At 35.8% G+C, this 15,276-nt stretch carries 14 protein-coding genes and 2 pseudogenes; 9 read left to right on the top strand and 7 right to left on the bottom strand.

Annotation, left to right across the window (positions count from 1 at the left end; all coding sequences use genetic code 11):
* Entirely contained in the window at positions 1 to 363 is a 363-nt protein-coding gene (locus RMB13_RS14255; RefSeq protein WP_311085551.1) for a DUF3592 domain-containing protein, read from the bottom strand.
* 257 nt (positions 364 to 620) lie between these two features.
* Here RMB13_RS14255 and RMB13_RS14260 point away from each other — a divergent pair, with 257 nt between their 5' ends.
* From RMB13_RS14260 to RMB13_RS14285, 6 genes are all read left to right on the top strand, one after another.
* Positions 621 to 1,868 carry a mechanosensitive ion channel family protein gene (locus tag RMB13_RS14260; RefSeq protein WP_311085552.1) on the top strand — a complete coding sequence of 416 codons (1,248 nt, stop codon included), beginning with the start codon at positions 621 to 623 and terminating at the stop codon, positions 1,866 to 1,868.
* A gap of 283 nt (positions 1,869 to 2,151) precedes the next feature.
* A complete protein-coding gene (locus RMB13_RS14265) occupies positions 2,152 to 4,473 on the top strand; it encodes a TonB-dependent receptor domain-containing protein (protein ID WP_311085553.1) in 2,322 nt (773 codons plus the stop codon).
* Between the two features lie 265 nt (positions 4,474 to 4,738).
* Positions 4,739 to 5,680, top strand: a complete 942-nt coding sequence (locus RMB13_RS14270) for a metal-dependent hydrolase (protein ID WP_281831678.1) — start codon at positions 4,739 to 4,741, stop codon at positions 5,678 to 5,680.
* A 1-nt stretch (position 5,681) separates the two neighbouring features.
* On the top strand, positions 5,682 to 6,578 hold the full coding sequence (locus tag RMB13_RS14275; RefSeq protein ID WP_311085554.1) for an alpha/beta fold hydrolase: 897 nt from the start codon (positions 5,682 to 5,684) through the stop codon (positions 6,576 to 6,578).
* 22 nt (positions 6,579 to 6,600) lie between these two features.
* Positions 6,601 to 7,842: an NADH:flavin oxidoreductase/NADH oxidase family protein gene (locus RMB13_RS14280; protein ID WP_311085555.1), complete on the top strand. Its 1,242-nt coding sequence runs from the start codon at positions 6,601 to 6,603 to the stop codon at positions 7,840 to 7,842.
* A gap of 40 nt (positions 7,843 to 7,882) precedes the next feature.
* Complete coding sequence (locus RMB13_RS14285) at positions 7,883 to 8,362, top strand: DUF6632 domain-containing protein (protein ID WP_311085556.1); 480 nt, start codon at positions 7,883 to 7,885, stop codon at positions 8,360 to 8,362.
* 50 nt (positions 8,363 to 8,412) lie between these two features.
* Here RMB13_RS14285 and RMB13_RS14290 read toward each other — a convergent pair whose 3' ends face one another.
* Both RMB13_RS14290 and RMB13_RS14295 read right to left on the bottom strand, forming a co-directional pair.
* Complete coding sequence (locus tag RMB13_RS14290; RefSeq protein ID WP_311085557.1) at positions 8,413 to 8,817, bottom strand: hypothetical protein; 405 nt, start codon at positions 8,815 to 8,817, stop codon at positions 8,413 to 8,415.
* Between the two features lie 83 nt (positions 8,818 to 8,900).
* Complete coding sequence (locus tag RMB13_RS14295) at positions 8,901 to 10,151, bottom strand: MFS transporter (RefSeq protein ID WP_311085558.1); 1,251 nt, start codon at positions 10,149 to 10,151, stop codon at positions 8,901 to 8,903.
* A gap of 111 nt (positions 10,152 to 10,262) precedes the next feature.
* Between RMB13_RS14295 and RMB13_RS14300 the strand changes: the two genes are divergently transcribed.
* The gene (locus tag RMB13_RS14300) at positions 10,263 to 10,709 is read left to right on the top strand and encodes a helix-turn-helix domain-containing protein (protein WP_311085559.1); all 447 of its coding nucleotides are present in this window, start codon (positions 10,263 to 10,265) and stop codon (positions 10,707 to 10,709) included.
* Between the two features lie 122 nt (positions 10,710 to 10,831).
* A complete protein-coding gene (locus tag RMB13_RS14305; protein ID WP_171264526.1) occupies positions 10,832 to 11,161 on the top strand; it encodes a hypothetical protein in 330 nt (109 codons plus the stop codon).
* A gap of 62 nt (positions 11,162 to 11,223) precedes the next feature.
* On the opposite strand, the gene RMB13_RS14310 is transcribed toward RMB13_RS14305, so the two are convergent.
* The 3 genes and pseudogenes from RMB13_RS14310 to RMB13_RS21850 all read right to left on the bottom strand — a co-directional run.
* On the bottom strand, positions 11,224 to 12,084 hold the full coding sequence (locus RMB13_RS14310) for a DNA adenine methylase (protein ID WP_311085560.1): 861 nt from the start codon (positions 12,082 to 12,084) through the stop codon (positions 11,224 to 11,226).
* 12 nt (positions 12,085 to 12,096) lie between these two features.
* A pseudogene (locus RMB13_RS14315) lies at positions 12,097 to 13,528 on the bottom strand (hypothetical protein).
* 70 nt (positions 13,529 to 13,598) lie between these two features.
* A pseudogene (locus RMB13_RS21850) lies at positions 13,599 to 13,740 on the bottom strand (peptidase S24); the annotation flags it as partial.
* Between the two features lie 595 nt (positions 13,741 to 14,335).
* On the opposite strand from RMB13_RS21850, the gene RMB13_RS14320 reads away from it, so the two are divergent.
* On the top strand, positions 14,336 to 14,866 hold the full coding sequence (locus tag RMB13_RS14320; protein WP_311085561.1) for a hypothetical protein: 531 nt from the start codon (positions 14,336 to 14,338) through the stop codon (positions 14,864 to 14,866).
* A gap of 42 nt (positions 14,867 to 14,908) precedes the next feature.
* Here RMB13_RS14320 and RMB13_RS14325 read toward each other — a convergent pair whose 3' ends face one another.
* Positions 14,909 to 15,205: a hypothetical protein gene (locus RMB13_RS14325; protein WP_311085562.1), complete on the bottom strand. Its 297-nt coding sequence runs from the start codon at positions 15,203 to 15,205 to the stop codon at positions 14,909 to 14,911.
* Between the last annotated feature and the right edge of the window lie 71 nt (positions 15,206 to 15,276).

Raw genomic sequence — 15,276 nt, forward strand, 5'->3', positions numbered from 1 at the left:
TTAAACCATGACTTCTCCCAATATTGAAATATTCTTTAAATTTTTAGGGTCATATTTAATTTTGATGATGCTACCGACTTTATATTGATCGTGATTTTGTTTAGCAATAAGCACCTTCAGATTTTCAGTCATGATTTGACCTTGCTCAGTTTGAAATTTTAATTTTATGTGACATAAAGGGCGATATTGAACCTTGACGAGAGAGTCCTGAAAATACACAACTTCGGCAGAAGTAATGATTCCTCGTTTATAAATAAAAAATTTATGAACCAGACTTTTAAGAAAAAAGGTCCAAGCCATATAGATAAAGAATAAGGTGAACCAGATCATTCCAATACAAGTCAAAAAGTCAGAAAATTTCACTCACTAAAACCAGAATTATTCGTTTAATACATTATTTTAAATGAACCCAATCGTTCGATCTACGTTATATAACTGATCCAAAACTAAAGCAGGCAAGACCTTATAGTTAAGCGTCAAAAATCATGAGATTTGTAATTAAATATGGGCAGGGTATATAACTTAGTTGTTGTATTTATGACTACATATGTAAACAAGTCTTATTATCAAATGCTTTAACCCTTAAAATTCTAGAAAATAAAGTTTTAAGGGGTATGAGTTTGGATTTTTTAAATTTTTTTCGTGATATTCGGGTTGAGCTAAGCCATTATCCTTGGCTTGAGATGTTTGTTTCACTCATTATTTTGATTTTATTTGCAGCAATAGCAAATTTTATTGCTAAGCGAATTATTGTTCGGGGCGTTCGGCACTTAATCACAAAACTTAAATCACCCAATCAATCTATTTTTGCTCAGCATAGTGTCATAAAGAAATTTGCAAATATTGTTCCAGCTGTTGTGATTATGAACGGGATTGCAACAGTTCCTCATCTATCTCCAAAGTTTATTGCTTTTGTCGAAATGGGGGCACAAGCGTTTATTTTCCTCACGCTCGCGCTTACAGTCAGCGAACTGTTAAATATTTTTAATCTCATTTATCAACGTAATCCAAAATCTAGAAACAAACCAATTAAAGGTTACCTACAACTTGTTAAATTAATTTTATTTGTCGTTTGTGGCCTCATGATTTTGGGCACATTCCTTAAAAAGGATGTGTTTACTTTACTTGCAGGTTTTGGTGCGATGGCAGCAGTATTAATGCTGGTTTTCCAAAACACGATTTTGTCTTTGGTTGCCAGTGTACAAATTGCATCTTATGACATGGTTCGTATTGGTGACTGGATTGAGATGCCTTCACTGAATGCGGATGGTGATGTGATCGATATTTCACTACATACAGTGACTGTTCAAAATTTTGATAAAACCTACACCACTATTCCAACCAATAAGCTCGTTACTGATACTTTTAAAAACTGGCGAGGCATGAGTAATTCGGGTTGTCGCCGTATGAAGCGTTCACTCTTTCTCGATCAAAGTAGTGTTCATTTTATGACTGATGAAGAGCAACAAAAGCTCAAAGAATTTTTATTATTAGATCAATATCTTGATGCAAAGAATTCTGAAATTGAAGAATTCAATAAACATTTAAGTAATCAATCTCGTTATAACAAACGCCGTTTAACCAATATCGGTACATTTAGAGCCTATGTGGAATTTTACTTGCGCCAACATAAGGGGATTGCTCAAAATCAAACGATTATGGTTCGCCAATTACAGCCGACTAGCCAAGGGTTGCCGTTAGAAATTTATGCATTTAGCAATACAACTGCATGGGTTTCCTATGAAGCAATTCAGTCCGATATTTTTGATCATTTAATTGCGATTCTTCCCGAATTTGGTTTACGTGTTTACCAAGCGCCTTCGGGTCATGATTTGCAGAGATTAACGTCAGAGATTAATCCAAGTTAAGATTTAAAACTAATTGATCCACTTGCGTGTCAATTAGAATGATTAAAGCTGTCGAATATTCTTACAATTCAAAGCAGAGATATTCAGTGAGTAAAAATAAGTCAGCTCTCTAGAGCTGACTTATTTTTTATTCTTTATTAACTCTTTTCAGACACAAGACACATTGGGTCTTTTTCATAGGCACTTATAAGCACATACCAAAAAACAAGATTGTAGATTTTTGATAAGTATAGTGATTAAATAATGTAATGTTATAACATTACATTATTTAATCGAGGATAGAATGCGCTATACCACCTGTATGTTGAGTATGTTGTTTGTAATGCAACAAATTAAGGCTGAGGAATATAATAATGTCACACAACTTACACCCTTAAGAATAAAAGCATCTTCTACAGAAAATGTAGTTGAAGTTAATAAGTTAGAAATAAAAGCTGCAAAGACTTTAGGGGATGCTCTTTCAAAAATTTCTGGTGTGCAAAATTCAGCATTTGGACCGAATGCAGGTGCACCAATAATTCGTAGCTTGTCGGGTAATAGAGTTGGTGTTTTTGAAGATGGTCAATTAGTCAGTGGGATGAATGCGATAAGTGGAGATATTAACATTCCATTCGACCCACTTTTTACAGAACAAATTATAGTGAATAAAAGCTCGGATAGTATCCGTTATGGAGGCAATTCAATTGGTGGAAGTGTTCAAATAGAATCTGGTTTAATTTCTAAAGAAATAGAACATAAAGAGCATAAATTAGATATAGCCTATAGAAAAGGGTTTAATGATTTAGATGCGAAGGGATTCAAATTCAATATTAACAATCAAAATAATTGGTCGACAAATATTAGATATTCAAAACAAGAAATTTCATCGTATAAAATTCCAGGAAATAGTAAAGCGAATGCCTGTGAAAATCAGGTTTTCCCTGAGACTGGAGGTGTGAACAGTGCATTAGCAGATTCGTGTCAAAAAGACACTCGGATTCAGCATATTTACAATAAGTCTTCACAACCTTATATAGATCAGTTTATGACTGAAAACCCTGATTGGGCTGATGGGGAATTCTCATTTTATAGTGATAAACCATCATCAATCTGGAGCGGAAAAACTTATATCAACCCGAAGAATCCTGAATATATTCCTAATACGCCACAGAATACAGTAAAGAAGATTAATAATGATGTGACACCTAATTATTACAAAAAATTAGGAAATAGTTATGCTCAAAGCGAAAATGTGGGAGTGGGTACAACATATTTTTTTGATAAAGGTTACATTGGGATAAGCGCAGATCGAAAAAAAAGCGAATATGGTGTGCCAGGATTTTCAATGCAAAATCAATCATTTCAAGACCGCTATGTGATGCTTCCTGTTGGCGTGAAAATTGAGCAGAATCGCTTTGCTTTAGATTCATTATTGAAGCAACCAATTTCTATTTTTGAGAATATACACTTCAATCTACAACAGCTTTCGAACAAGTCAGGTGAGTATTTAGGTGCAACGCAAGCCAACGAATATAAAATCGATGAGCAATTAGCAGAGGTTTTAATGACACAAAAGTCATTTAAGAGTTTAACTGGTACTCTAGGTTTAAGTTTAAGAAATAGAGAAATTAAAGGTGATGGCAAGCAGCGGTATTTGCCGAACGTGAATACCAGTAATAAAGCTATATTTCTCCAAGAACAGTTAAATTTTAATAAGTTTTATTTTGATGCTGGTTACCGTTTTGAGAGTATAGAACATGAAATTCAAGACCAAACATTTAAGTTAGCGCGTAATGCTCGTAATTCAAAACTGGAAAATCAATCTTTCGATTTAAATCATTATTATATAGGGGGAGGACTAAATATTAATGATTACATTAATCTAAGGGCAAAATATGCAATTTCAGAGCGTGCTCCTGAAATTAATGAACTATATTCAAGTAATGCTCACTATTCAGTGATGACCCAAGAAGAGGGTAATCAGAACCTTGAGCCAGAAAAAGTCAAAAGTTTAGAATTAAGCATGATCGTGAATTGGAAAGAAGCTGAACTAAAAATAGTCGGTTACCAAATGATTTTTGATAATTACATATATCTCACGCATTCTGGTGCTTCTATGGCAAACCGCTTACCTTTGAAATATTGGACACAGACAGATACACAAATTACAGGTTTTGAAGTTGATGCAAATTATGATTTTGATCTTAATCAATATGGAAACTTAAAGCTTGGTGGTTTTGCCGATTTAGTTAAAAATAAAGCTACTGACCCTTCGAATATAAGATTGAACAATGATGGGGTTTATTTACCAAATATGCCAACAAACCGTTATGGATCTTATCTCGAATGGCAAAATAATTCTTGGTCAGCACAAGTATCAAGCACTTATTATGCGCAACCAAAATATTTAGGTAAGAATGTTAGTCAAGAAGTCCCTTTGCCTGCATATAATCTAGTCGATTTCAAAATTAATAAAAATTTGAATTTAAAGAATGCATCGTTTGATATTTTCTTAAATGGTACAAATTTACTTAATGAAGAAGCACGTCCTCAGAACTCACCTTTAAAATATATTGCACCGTTACCTGGCCGAGCTTTTCAAGTTGGAATAATGATGAGCATATAATTTGATGTAAAGATTCATTGGGTTGAAAAGGACTTCACTCAATTCATTAAAAGTTGAATGTAAATATTGAAACAAGCACCTTACGCACTACTTTTTTATTTTTAATGACTTTGCATAAGTAGAAGTACGACCTCCATTTTATTGCGACCTATCAATTTGATGAAATGATTTTTACCGTTCTGACATGGGAATTGTCCTTTAATGACATTAACAAGTTCTCTTTTAGAACTTAATGTGTAGCTATCTTGAGGAAGAGAAAAAGAACATGTATCCAAACACATTCAAAGATATGGCTTCTAAAACTTTATGGCCTTTATTTCCACGTCGTGTCGCTTTTGATTGGAATGACTCACCACTCCACTGGATGCCACAATCTCCAGTAGGAAGTCATGCTGTAAACCATTTCAGTTTTACACTTGTGCGAGGAGAGTACTTTTTCTGCCGTATTTTTAATAAGGCATTGCCATTCGTAACCGATGAAAAATTAAAAAAAGACGTAGAAACTTTTATTCGCCAAGAGGCGATTCATGCGCAAGCACACAAAGAATCTATCGAAAAATATATACAGCGTTATGGCGTTGATATTGAAGAACAATACGAGCGTGTAATTGAACTCTTTGATTACATGCTTGCAGATAAGCCGTTTGGAAAAGTTCTCCCTAAGCGCATGCAAAAATCTTGGTTATTGTTCCGTGTAGGTATTGTCGCTGCTGCAGAGCATTACACTTGCGCATTAGGCCAATATGCTTTGACGAAAGCCCACTGGGAAGAAAAAGGTTGTGACCCAGCAGTAAGTGATCTATTTACTTGGCACTGTGCGGAAGAAGTTGAACATCGAACGGTTGCTTTCGATTTATTTGAGCACTTAGGCGGTAACTATGCATTGCGTGCTGCAATCATGAGTATGGTGGCACCAATTTTCACTTATTTAATGGTTAAAGGCACACAAGAGCTTGCGGCAGTAGATCGTAGTTTACCTAAATCTCAACAAAGCTTAGCTCGCTTTGGTTTTTGGCAACAATGGTTTAAAGCGAGCTCTCAGGAGTTAGTACCAAGTCCTGTGTGGTTTATGACTACAGCTAAAAACTTCTTTAAACCTTCGTACCACCCTTACTATGAAGGCTCAACCGAGCTTGCATTGGATTATATAAATCGATCACCAGCAGTCAAACTTTATGAAGAAATGCAAAAAGGATTGGTGAGCTAATATGAATACGAATATTGAAAAACAACAAAGATATATTCAGTCGGCTGATGTCACGCTATCAATATATGAATGGGGCACAGCTGCAGACAATCGTGAAACACTGGTGTTTATTCATGGTTATCCTGACGAAGCACAAATCTGGGATGAACTGGCTTCACTACTGAAATCAGATTTTCATATTGTGACTTACGATGTAAGAGGTACAGGTTTATCTGGGGCTCCGTTATCTGAAGCGGGTTATCACATGGACTACCTCATTTCAGATTTAAAAGCAGTTATTGAACAAACGAGTCCTCAGCAGCCTGTTCATTTGATTGGCCATGATCTTGGTGCTCTCCAAGGTTGGGAAGCGATTTTAGATGATAAGTTAAAACCATATGTCAAAAGTTATACGGCTTTAGCACCTAGCATTGATCATGCTGGTATGTGGTTTAAAGAAAATCTGAACAGTAAAGAGCTGGCGAGACAGTTTGCTGCTATCAAGCAAATGATTTCTTCGAGTTATATGTTGTTTTTTAATATTCCAATTATTCCAGAGCTAAGCTGGTATCTGGGTCTATCAAAAATATGGCCACAAGTGGTTTCGCAACTCGAAGGTAAGAAAGTTAGACCACATCCTAATCAACTCAAAAATGCGGTACGTGGGTTAGGTTTCTATCGATTGAACCTATTTAAGCCATTAATTAACTCTAAAAAGCGTTATACCTCAGTACCTGTACATGTTTTATCAATGACCAAAGATCGCTTTGTGCCTCAACACATCGTAGATAAACAGGACAGATGGGTAAATTCATCTTTTACACGTACTGATATTCAGGCGGGTCATTGGGGGATTGCGAGCCATCCTGATTTAATCGCAGTACCTATTCGTAATTATATTCAAAAGCTCACTGCATAAAAAATAAAGCTGGAGGTCTAAGATGAAAAACGAATTAAAACTGGCGTCACCATTTCTTTTGAAAGATGGGTTTACACTCAAGAATAGGCTTATTAAATCGGCTTTAAGTGAAGGGCTGGCGCATACAGATGGGCGACCGAGCAAAGAGCTGATTCAACTATATCGAACTTGGTCGCAATCTGGAGTCGGAGTTCTGATTACCGGTAACGTGATGATTGACTCTAGAGCAATCGGCGAGCCGGGCAATGTCATTATTGAAAACGAAAAAGATTTTGCCTTAATCAAAGAATGGGCAGATGTTGCTAAATCTGGTGGCAGTGACGTCTGGATGCAAATAAACCATCCAGGTAAACAGGCAATTCGAGGATTAAATCAAGAAACAGTTTCACCATCAGCAGTACCGTTCGGGCCTAAAATGGCAGCAGTTTTTGCCACACCAAGAGAGCTGACTCAGGAAGAAATTGAAGATCTCATTCAACGCTATGCAACTACTGCAGAGATTGCCAAGAAAGCAGGCTTCTCTGGTGTTCAGTTACATGGTGCACATGGTTATCTAATTAGCCAGTTCCTTTCCCCGCATCATAACCGCCGTACAGATCAGTGGGGCGGAACTATCGAAAATCGACGTAGATTTGTTCTTGAGGTTTACAAGGAAATTCGCAATCGAGTCGGACCCGATTATCCAGTAAGCATTAAATTAAACTCAGCCGATTTTCAAAGAGGCGGTTTTACCGAAGAAGAATCATTGGCGACAATTCAAGCACTAGATGAAGTGGGAATTGACTTAATCGAGATTTCTGGCGGAACCTATGAAAAACCGATTATGCAGTTGGGTAAACCTAAAGATTCAACACTGTCTCGCGAAGCCTACTTTTTAGACTTTGCCAAAAAAGTCCGTGAACAAAGTAAAGTCCCCTTAATGGTGACTGGCGGTTTTAGAAGCCTACAAGGTATTGAAAGTGCTTTATTAAATGATGATTTAGATTTTGTTGGACTGGGGCGTATTTTTGCAATTGAACCGTTGGCATCAAAACGGTTGCTACAAGGGCTTGAAACAATAAACCAAGTTAAACCCTTAACTACAGGTATTAAATTCATTGATAACTTGGGGGCATTAGAAGTTACGTGGTATACGCGTCAAATGCATCGATTAGGACGTGGGCGTTTACCAATCCCCAATGAAAATGGCCTTAAATCTCTTATTCTGGATATTAAAGATAAAGGGTTGAGTATTTTCAAGACCCGTCGATTACGTGCCTCTTAAAATTATAAATTAACGGTTTATATCAATAAGGATATAAGTTATGTCGACCACTTATCAGATAAAAATATCGAGATTTAGCCTAGCCGCAAAGTTTATGGGAATTAGCTTTTTACTATTTTTTGCAGGTGCAGCACTTCTTATCTTTTTCAATATTCCTGCAATTTTACTTCAGTTCGAATGGGGTAAATTTCTTGTTCGATTAGTTCGCTGGGGGGAGTTGCAGGGCGGCGGTGAACTTTATGAGTTGATGATCTCAACCATCTATATTGTATGGGGCTGGTTTCTATTAAAAGCCGCCAATGAACCTTTAAAAAACTATATGTTTTTTGAATTTACCATGATTGCAAATATTGCTCATTTCGGTGCAATGCTTGTTATGGGTTTGGTGATGACACATGAGTCTCCACATTTGATTGGAGATGTATTTTTGGGGTGGGTCATGCTATTAATTTATATTTATTTCTGGTTGCCTGTCAGGAAAATATATAAATCTGATAGTGAGTTGAATCGTTCTGTTTAAGACCAAGGGATTGGGGGCGCGAAAATTGAATTCGAACCCTTCACTGTAGATTATCCAGCAAACCAAATATTTTGATGATCACACATTGGGCTTAAATGTTTAATGCGTAGGTTGTCTTGCTCAAAATCACCGCTCCCTCCAACAATATCTAATTCGCTGCCTAGAGCGATATGCTTGCCTTTATAACTTAACGTTTCTTTTTCAGAATCCCACTGAGCGGTGTGTTCTGGAAAGATAATGAGTATATCGTTCACATAAAGACACTCTTGTTTTAGCTGCAATATTCCTTTTAAGCGTGCTGAAGCTGAAACACCATTAAACTGATAAACAGGGAGTTTTACAGCGCTTGTATTTTCGTTCGCTTCTTGCCGCTGACATCCTGTAAGAGCTACCAACACAACTATGCAAATCAATTTATGATTAATACCCAATTTTGTTCCTTTAGGGGCTTCCATATATTTTTGATAGTAATGGACTAACGTTGCATATCAACATTTAGATTGTTAGAGAAGATTTCATCTCATTATATTTTACTAATTTATATATTGTTATCTTTTTCGTCTGTTTTTTTGGGCAAAATATGACGTGTCATCCACCAAAATAATAGTGCCAACAGACTCACACCTGCACCTAGAGCACACACGCCACGCCATCCAGCATATGCGTAAGTAGCGGTTGTACTGATAGCACCCAGTCCACTACCAATTGCATAAAATAGCATGTAGAGCCCAACAAGCCGGCTATGAGCTTCTGGACGAGTACGAAAAATCATACTCTGATTAGTCACATGTAAAGCTTGCCCGCCCAAGTCTAGCAATACTATGCCAATCACCAGTGCCCAGAGAGAGTACGCCATGAGTGAAAGAGGACTCCATGCAATTAATAATATAACGAGTGCCGCCACACTTGTACGCTGAGCATATCCGCGGTCGGCCCATTGTCCCGCACGTGCAGCGGCCAGAGCACCAACGACTCCGACTAGACCAAAAGATCCAATAATCGTATGTGAAAAACTATAAGGTGGCTCACTCAAAGGCAATACCAGTGCGCTCCAAAAAATATTGAATGCCGCGAACATGAGTAAAGCTAAGACACCGCGCACTTGTAGCACTTTTTCTTGATGGAGTAGTTTTAGCATAGAAGCCAGAAGCTGCGGATAGCGCATTGAAACCGGTTGAACTTTTAAATGAGGAAGTCGTCTCCAGAGTGGTAACGCAATCATGAGCATGATGATTGCTGCACAAAAGTAAACGCCACGCCAACCCGCTACATCACTGATTCCTCCTGAAAACACTCGGGCAAGAAGTAAACCAATGAATACACCACTTTGTGCAGTGCCGACCACATGTCCTTGCTCATGTGGGAGAGCAGCACTCGCAGCATAAGCAATAAGCCCTTGTGTCATGGCTGTACCGAGTAAACCCACAGCAAGCATTCCTGCCAAAAGAACAACAACAGAATGAGCAAATGCAACAACTAGCAATGCAGATACCAAAGCCAGTAATTGTATAGCCATTAATCGACGCCGATTTACAAGATCACCCAACGGCACCAGAAACACGAGGGCCAGTGCACAACCAATTTGCGTGGCTGTAACTACACCACCGATGGCAGCATGACTAATGCTAAAGTCCCTAGCCAATATGTCGAGCAAAGGCTGTGCATAATAGACATTTGCAACGCTTGCACCACTTGCAATAGCAAACATCAAAATTACGCTACGAGGCATGCTCGAAAGCGGTCTATTGTTTGCTGTGGGTGAGGTTGAAGATGCAAGAGAAGCTTTCATAACCCTAAATCCATTTAATCTGGTTTTAAAATGAAACTAGTTGAATATTAGATTGACTAGTTTTAAAATGCAACTAGATATTTTATTCCTGATTATTGGTAGGGGAACTCAATGGCGAACTCTACAGCTTCAAAAGAAGAACCTTGTCCTGTTGCGCGCTGCGTCAATCTCATAGGAGATCGATGGTCACTGCTTATTGTGCGTGATGCTTTTGATGGTATGCGCCGTTTTGGAGATTTTCAGCGCAGCTTAGGAGTGGCGCGAAATATTCTTTCTGATCGACTGAAAAAGTTAGTTGATGCAGACGTTCTTGAAATGCAAGATGCTTCGGATGGTACGGCTTATCAAGAATATGTGTTGACAGCTAAAGGGGAGAGTTTGTTTCCAGTCGTTGTGGCTCTACGACAATGGGGTGAGCACAACTTATTTGAAAGTGGTGAGCGGCACTCTCTGTTAATTGATAAAAATACAGGTCAGCAAATTCCATTTATGGCACCAGTCGCAGCAGATGGAAAAGTGCTCAATGCGTCTGACACTCAAGTGCAAAAAGTGAAATGAAATTAATCGCGCCATCTCATTCTTTTGCAACTGTAAAAGCGGAGAAAAGAAAAATTAACCTTTCTTAACTTAAATTTTGGGCAATTAGTTGTTAACCTTGCGCGTCAAATTAAGGTGAGACTATGAGATTTATATTCCTCTTTATCAGCGCAATTTCTATTCCATGTTATGCAGCTTCAGAAGCAATGCAGCTTCATTACTGCGAAACTGTTAAAAAAGCAGCAAGTGGCGTGATGGATGCTAGACAACATGAGGTGCCAGCTAAAGAGCTACATGACATAGCGAATCATCTTGAAGAGGAACAAGCCAAACAAATTTATCAAGAGCTTATCAAATCTGCATATTCTTCAAAATTATTTGAAGATCCTCTCATTAAATCAAAAGCTGTCGAAAATTTTCAAACCACATGGCATGAACAATGTTTAGCAAAAGAATTAGCTAAAAATATTTGAGGGTGTTAGTGGGAAATAGTTAAAATTATGAAGTTGACTTTGGGTAAACATAAGTTAAATTTTTATAGCTCTAATTCACCTTGCTTATTTTTAATTTCAACAGGTTTTATAAAATCACAATATATCATGACTTCTGAACCTTTCATTTTAAAATATGCACTATAATTTAAATCATAGTCATCTTGTCTATATCCCTTATAAATATCTTTAATTTCCTGACAGTTATCATATGAAGCTATCCATTTTGTTTGGATGTTATCTAAAGCTTCTCGAATTTGTACGTGATTTTCATGTACATAGAAATTGCGATAAAGACCTTGGCCTTTAACGTAATAAGGAGGGTCAAGATATATTAAAGAATTTTTTGGTAAAAGATTATCAACTTTATTAAGTAACTCTAAAGCATCATAGTTATATACTTTAATGTGAGTGCTATGCTTACCAATTTTCTCAATTCGTTTTGATAAATTTTGTTTATGAAAACGGACATCTAACTTGTAGTTACCATTTTGATTTTTCCCTCCAATTACGCCACCTTTCAAGATACCTGATCGATTAGTTCGATTTAGAAAAAAAGTTGCAAAGCCATGATCTAGTTGACTAAATTCTTCAGGTTTGGAGAGGATGTGTTTTTGTTTATGCCATTCATCAATGGTAATTGGAGTATCAATTATAAGCTTAAGAAAAGATTCAGTATTCTCAATGATAGATTTCCAGAAGTTGAAAACTGCAATATCATAATCATTAATATGAATGTTTTTACAATAGCCACTATAAAGTAAATCTAAAGCGACACCAGCTCCTCCCGCATAAGGTTCGAGATAATCAGCATTAAGGTTATTTGTCTCCATTAGTTTTTTTACAAAGGGAGAAAATTTTCCTTTACCACCGGGATAGCGAAGTGGAGTGTTAAAGTTAGCCATTTGTATATTTAATCAAAAATCATCAGTTTTGGCCACTTTTTTTATTGGGTAAAATAATTTCCAAAATAACTCTAGATATGAAATACTGTATATTATTGAAATGTTTAACAAATTCTTTGTGATCTAAAGTAACATAATCTGAGGAATGCTTATTGCAATTCCCTTCATTGGAAAGCCATGTTAGAGAATGACGGATTGTTGTTTGCTGTTCTTTTGAAGAAATGAACTTTTTTATATGATTATTGTAGTAGCTAGTAAAGTCAGTATCTGACCACCCTGCGACTCTTGGTAAACTATCTAAAAAAGACCACGCAGCTACAACAGCAATAATTACATACTTTTTACTATTTAGCTCTGTTAATGACTTATAAATTAAAGAAAACTTGTGTACAGCTAATTGATTTAATGCATTAATTAAAAAGTTATTTTCCTCTATTAATGAAGGAATATCCGGTATTTCTAATTTAGCTTTTGGCTCTATAAAAGGTAACCCAATTTGTGGGGGAGGAATTAGTCCTGTTTGAGGGCTTAGTGGAACAATAGGATTAGGGAGTATAGGTGTTTGAGGTGCGATTGGTGGTGTAACTGGTTTTACTTCTTTCTTTCTTCGCGTTCTAGGAGGCTTTTCAATATCCAGTTTATGAAATCTATACTCGAAAAATTCGGATAAGAATGCTTCTGAAGCATAATTTTTTCCTCTAGATAAACCTATTTCATTATTATCAATCGCTTTAATTAACTCTTTAACAAGTTCAATAGCAATTGAAAAAAAGTTAGATTCAGAATTAAGTATCGCTTTTTCTTCATTGAAAACTTCAAAATGAATATAGTTATTTAAATATGCATGTCTGATAAGTCGTTTGAATACCTCAAAAGAGAACCTAGGTGATTGAACATAATTATTTGAATCAATATCAATCGAAATAACATGGAGTAAAATTGCAATAGCTCGCCAATCTGCATCCTCAATATGGGCATCATATCGAAATTTTGCGGTAGCGAAAGCTGACCAATGTATACGAGAAATTCCTTTCCCTGCAGCATGTCTTTCATAAACAGTTTTTAAGATATCTTGTTTGTCTGCACTGACAAAGCATCCAATTTTATTTAAGTTGAAGGGGAGAGATTTTTTATCAATTTTTTTAATAAGATCTTCTATGCGTTTACTTGGCGCTAATGATGGGTCATTAATAACTTTAAGAATAGAAACTCTTCTATTTCCATCTAAAACAATATTTTCATTTTTTTCATTTGAGAAAACTAAAGGGTAGTCGCCAATATTATTTGAAATAATATCATTTAATAAATTCTCAAAATTAGTGGGGCTATCACGATAAATCAGGTCAATACACTCTTTTTGATTATGTGCTAGACCAAATCGATAATTTTCTTGATCAAGTAAAAGTTCATTTATTTTAAAGAACTTTGTAGTATTAAAACGCATATTGAACCTTCAAAATCATTTTCACACATCCCGAAACACCCCTTCGGAGCATTATGGTATTTTCATACTATTTAGGGTTTAAGAGATCTAAATACATACCGTTGCTTTTTACATTCAATTTCTTGAAAGTTACTTTCGTTTTTCTCGCCACCTGCAACGATAACCAAATCACCTGTTTTTAAATCACTTATTTGAAAGTCAGGATTTACATACTTTAACATTTGGTTTGAGTTCTGAAAACATCCATTATTAAATAATATTTAAACTATAATTATTTTTATCAACTTTAAGGTTAGTACCGTTGGAACAAAGTCTGCAGTAGTCCTATGTTTCCATCTACTAATAAATTATATAAGACTCATCTCATACTGAAATTGATATAGGAAATTTAGCCAACAAAGACGGCCGTGGGTGTTGTGGTAGAATGTAAAGCGTTTCTTTAAATACAAATTTTAATTAGCTCAAGCTAACTACCAGACAATAAAAAAACCACCTAATTCTTTCGAATTAAGTGGTCTTTAAATTTTGGAGCGGGAAACGAGACTCGAACTCGCGACCCCAACCTTGGCAAGGTTATAATAAATATTAAATAACAATAGGTTATATTTTAATGGTGTCGAAGTGGTGTCGAATAATTTTTTACAATTTTCTAGGGTTCATCTATACTTTTATTATAAGAAAAATTGATCAGCAAACAAATATTATTGGTGAAGTGGTATTAGAATATCTTTTAAGTCTCAAGTTAATAGAACTTTTTAATTTAAAGAAGTTAGCAAAAATTTATTGATAAATTAGGTTTTTAAAATTATGTGTTATTCAAACAACTTTTGGTCATGGGTGGGTTGTAATGCTGGACAAATCCAAATATTGATTGCTGTAATTGCCTTACTGTTAGCTATTATCCCTATCCGACACGCATATAAACAATTTAAGCTTAGTAATGCTCAAAGAGCATTTGAGCTAAAAATGAATCTATATCGACTCACAAATGAAAATATAGTTGAAATAACTAAAACATATGAAAAATACTCTAAATTAATCTCGGAATATGAATATGTTAATAGTATTTTACTAGAAAAAGGTGATCCAGATGCTTCGACTATTTCAAATAGTCTAGAAAATCTAAAGGATCAAAAGAAAGAACTTTTTAAACAAATCGAAGGTCTAGATCAATTTGGTATATCTTTATCAAATACTAACTTTAGTAACCTTGATGAATTAGAAGATAAAATAAATCTATCTATTAAGATTTTGGTTCAATCCGCTATAAATAATGTAGGCTCGTTGAACATAGAAGATTCCTTTAGAGCAGTAAAAAAAGTAAAGAATATTTCTTAATTTGATACTACGAAAAATAATGAAGGCGCTTTAAGCGCCTTTTTAGTTTTTACGTCTAGACTGGCGTTGCTGCCTTTGAATATTTAAATTTTCAAGAACGGGCATAACTTCATTCGGATCGTAAAGATGCTTGCCATCAGTTCCTTTATTGAATGGACGAAGCTCATCAATAATCAATTTACGAGACAGGCTATAGCGATCCATTAACCATGCTGCAGTAACACGGTTTGGTATTTCCTCAGCTTTCATTTCAATGACTTTTCCAACATTAGGAATGATTTCATGAATGAAAACCTGAGGTGGTTTTTCTGCTTCAACAACGACTATATATTTTCCCATACCTTATACCTATCTAATTACCCCTAAATACTGCAATGTTCTCAAGAGTGGCCGCAGAGGGTCAGCAATAC

This window comes from Acinetobacter sp. V102_4 (assembly GCF_031799005.1).
Taxonomy (GTDB): Bacteria; Pseudomonadota; Gammaproteobacteria; order Pseudomonadales; family Moraxellaceae; genus Acinetobacter; species Acinetobacter calcoaceticus.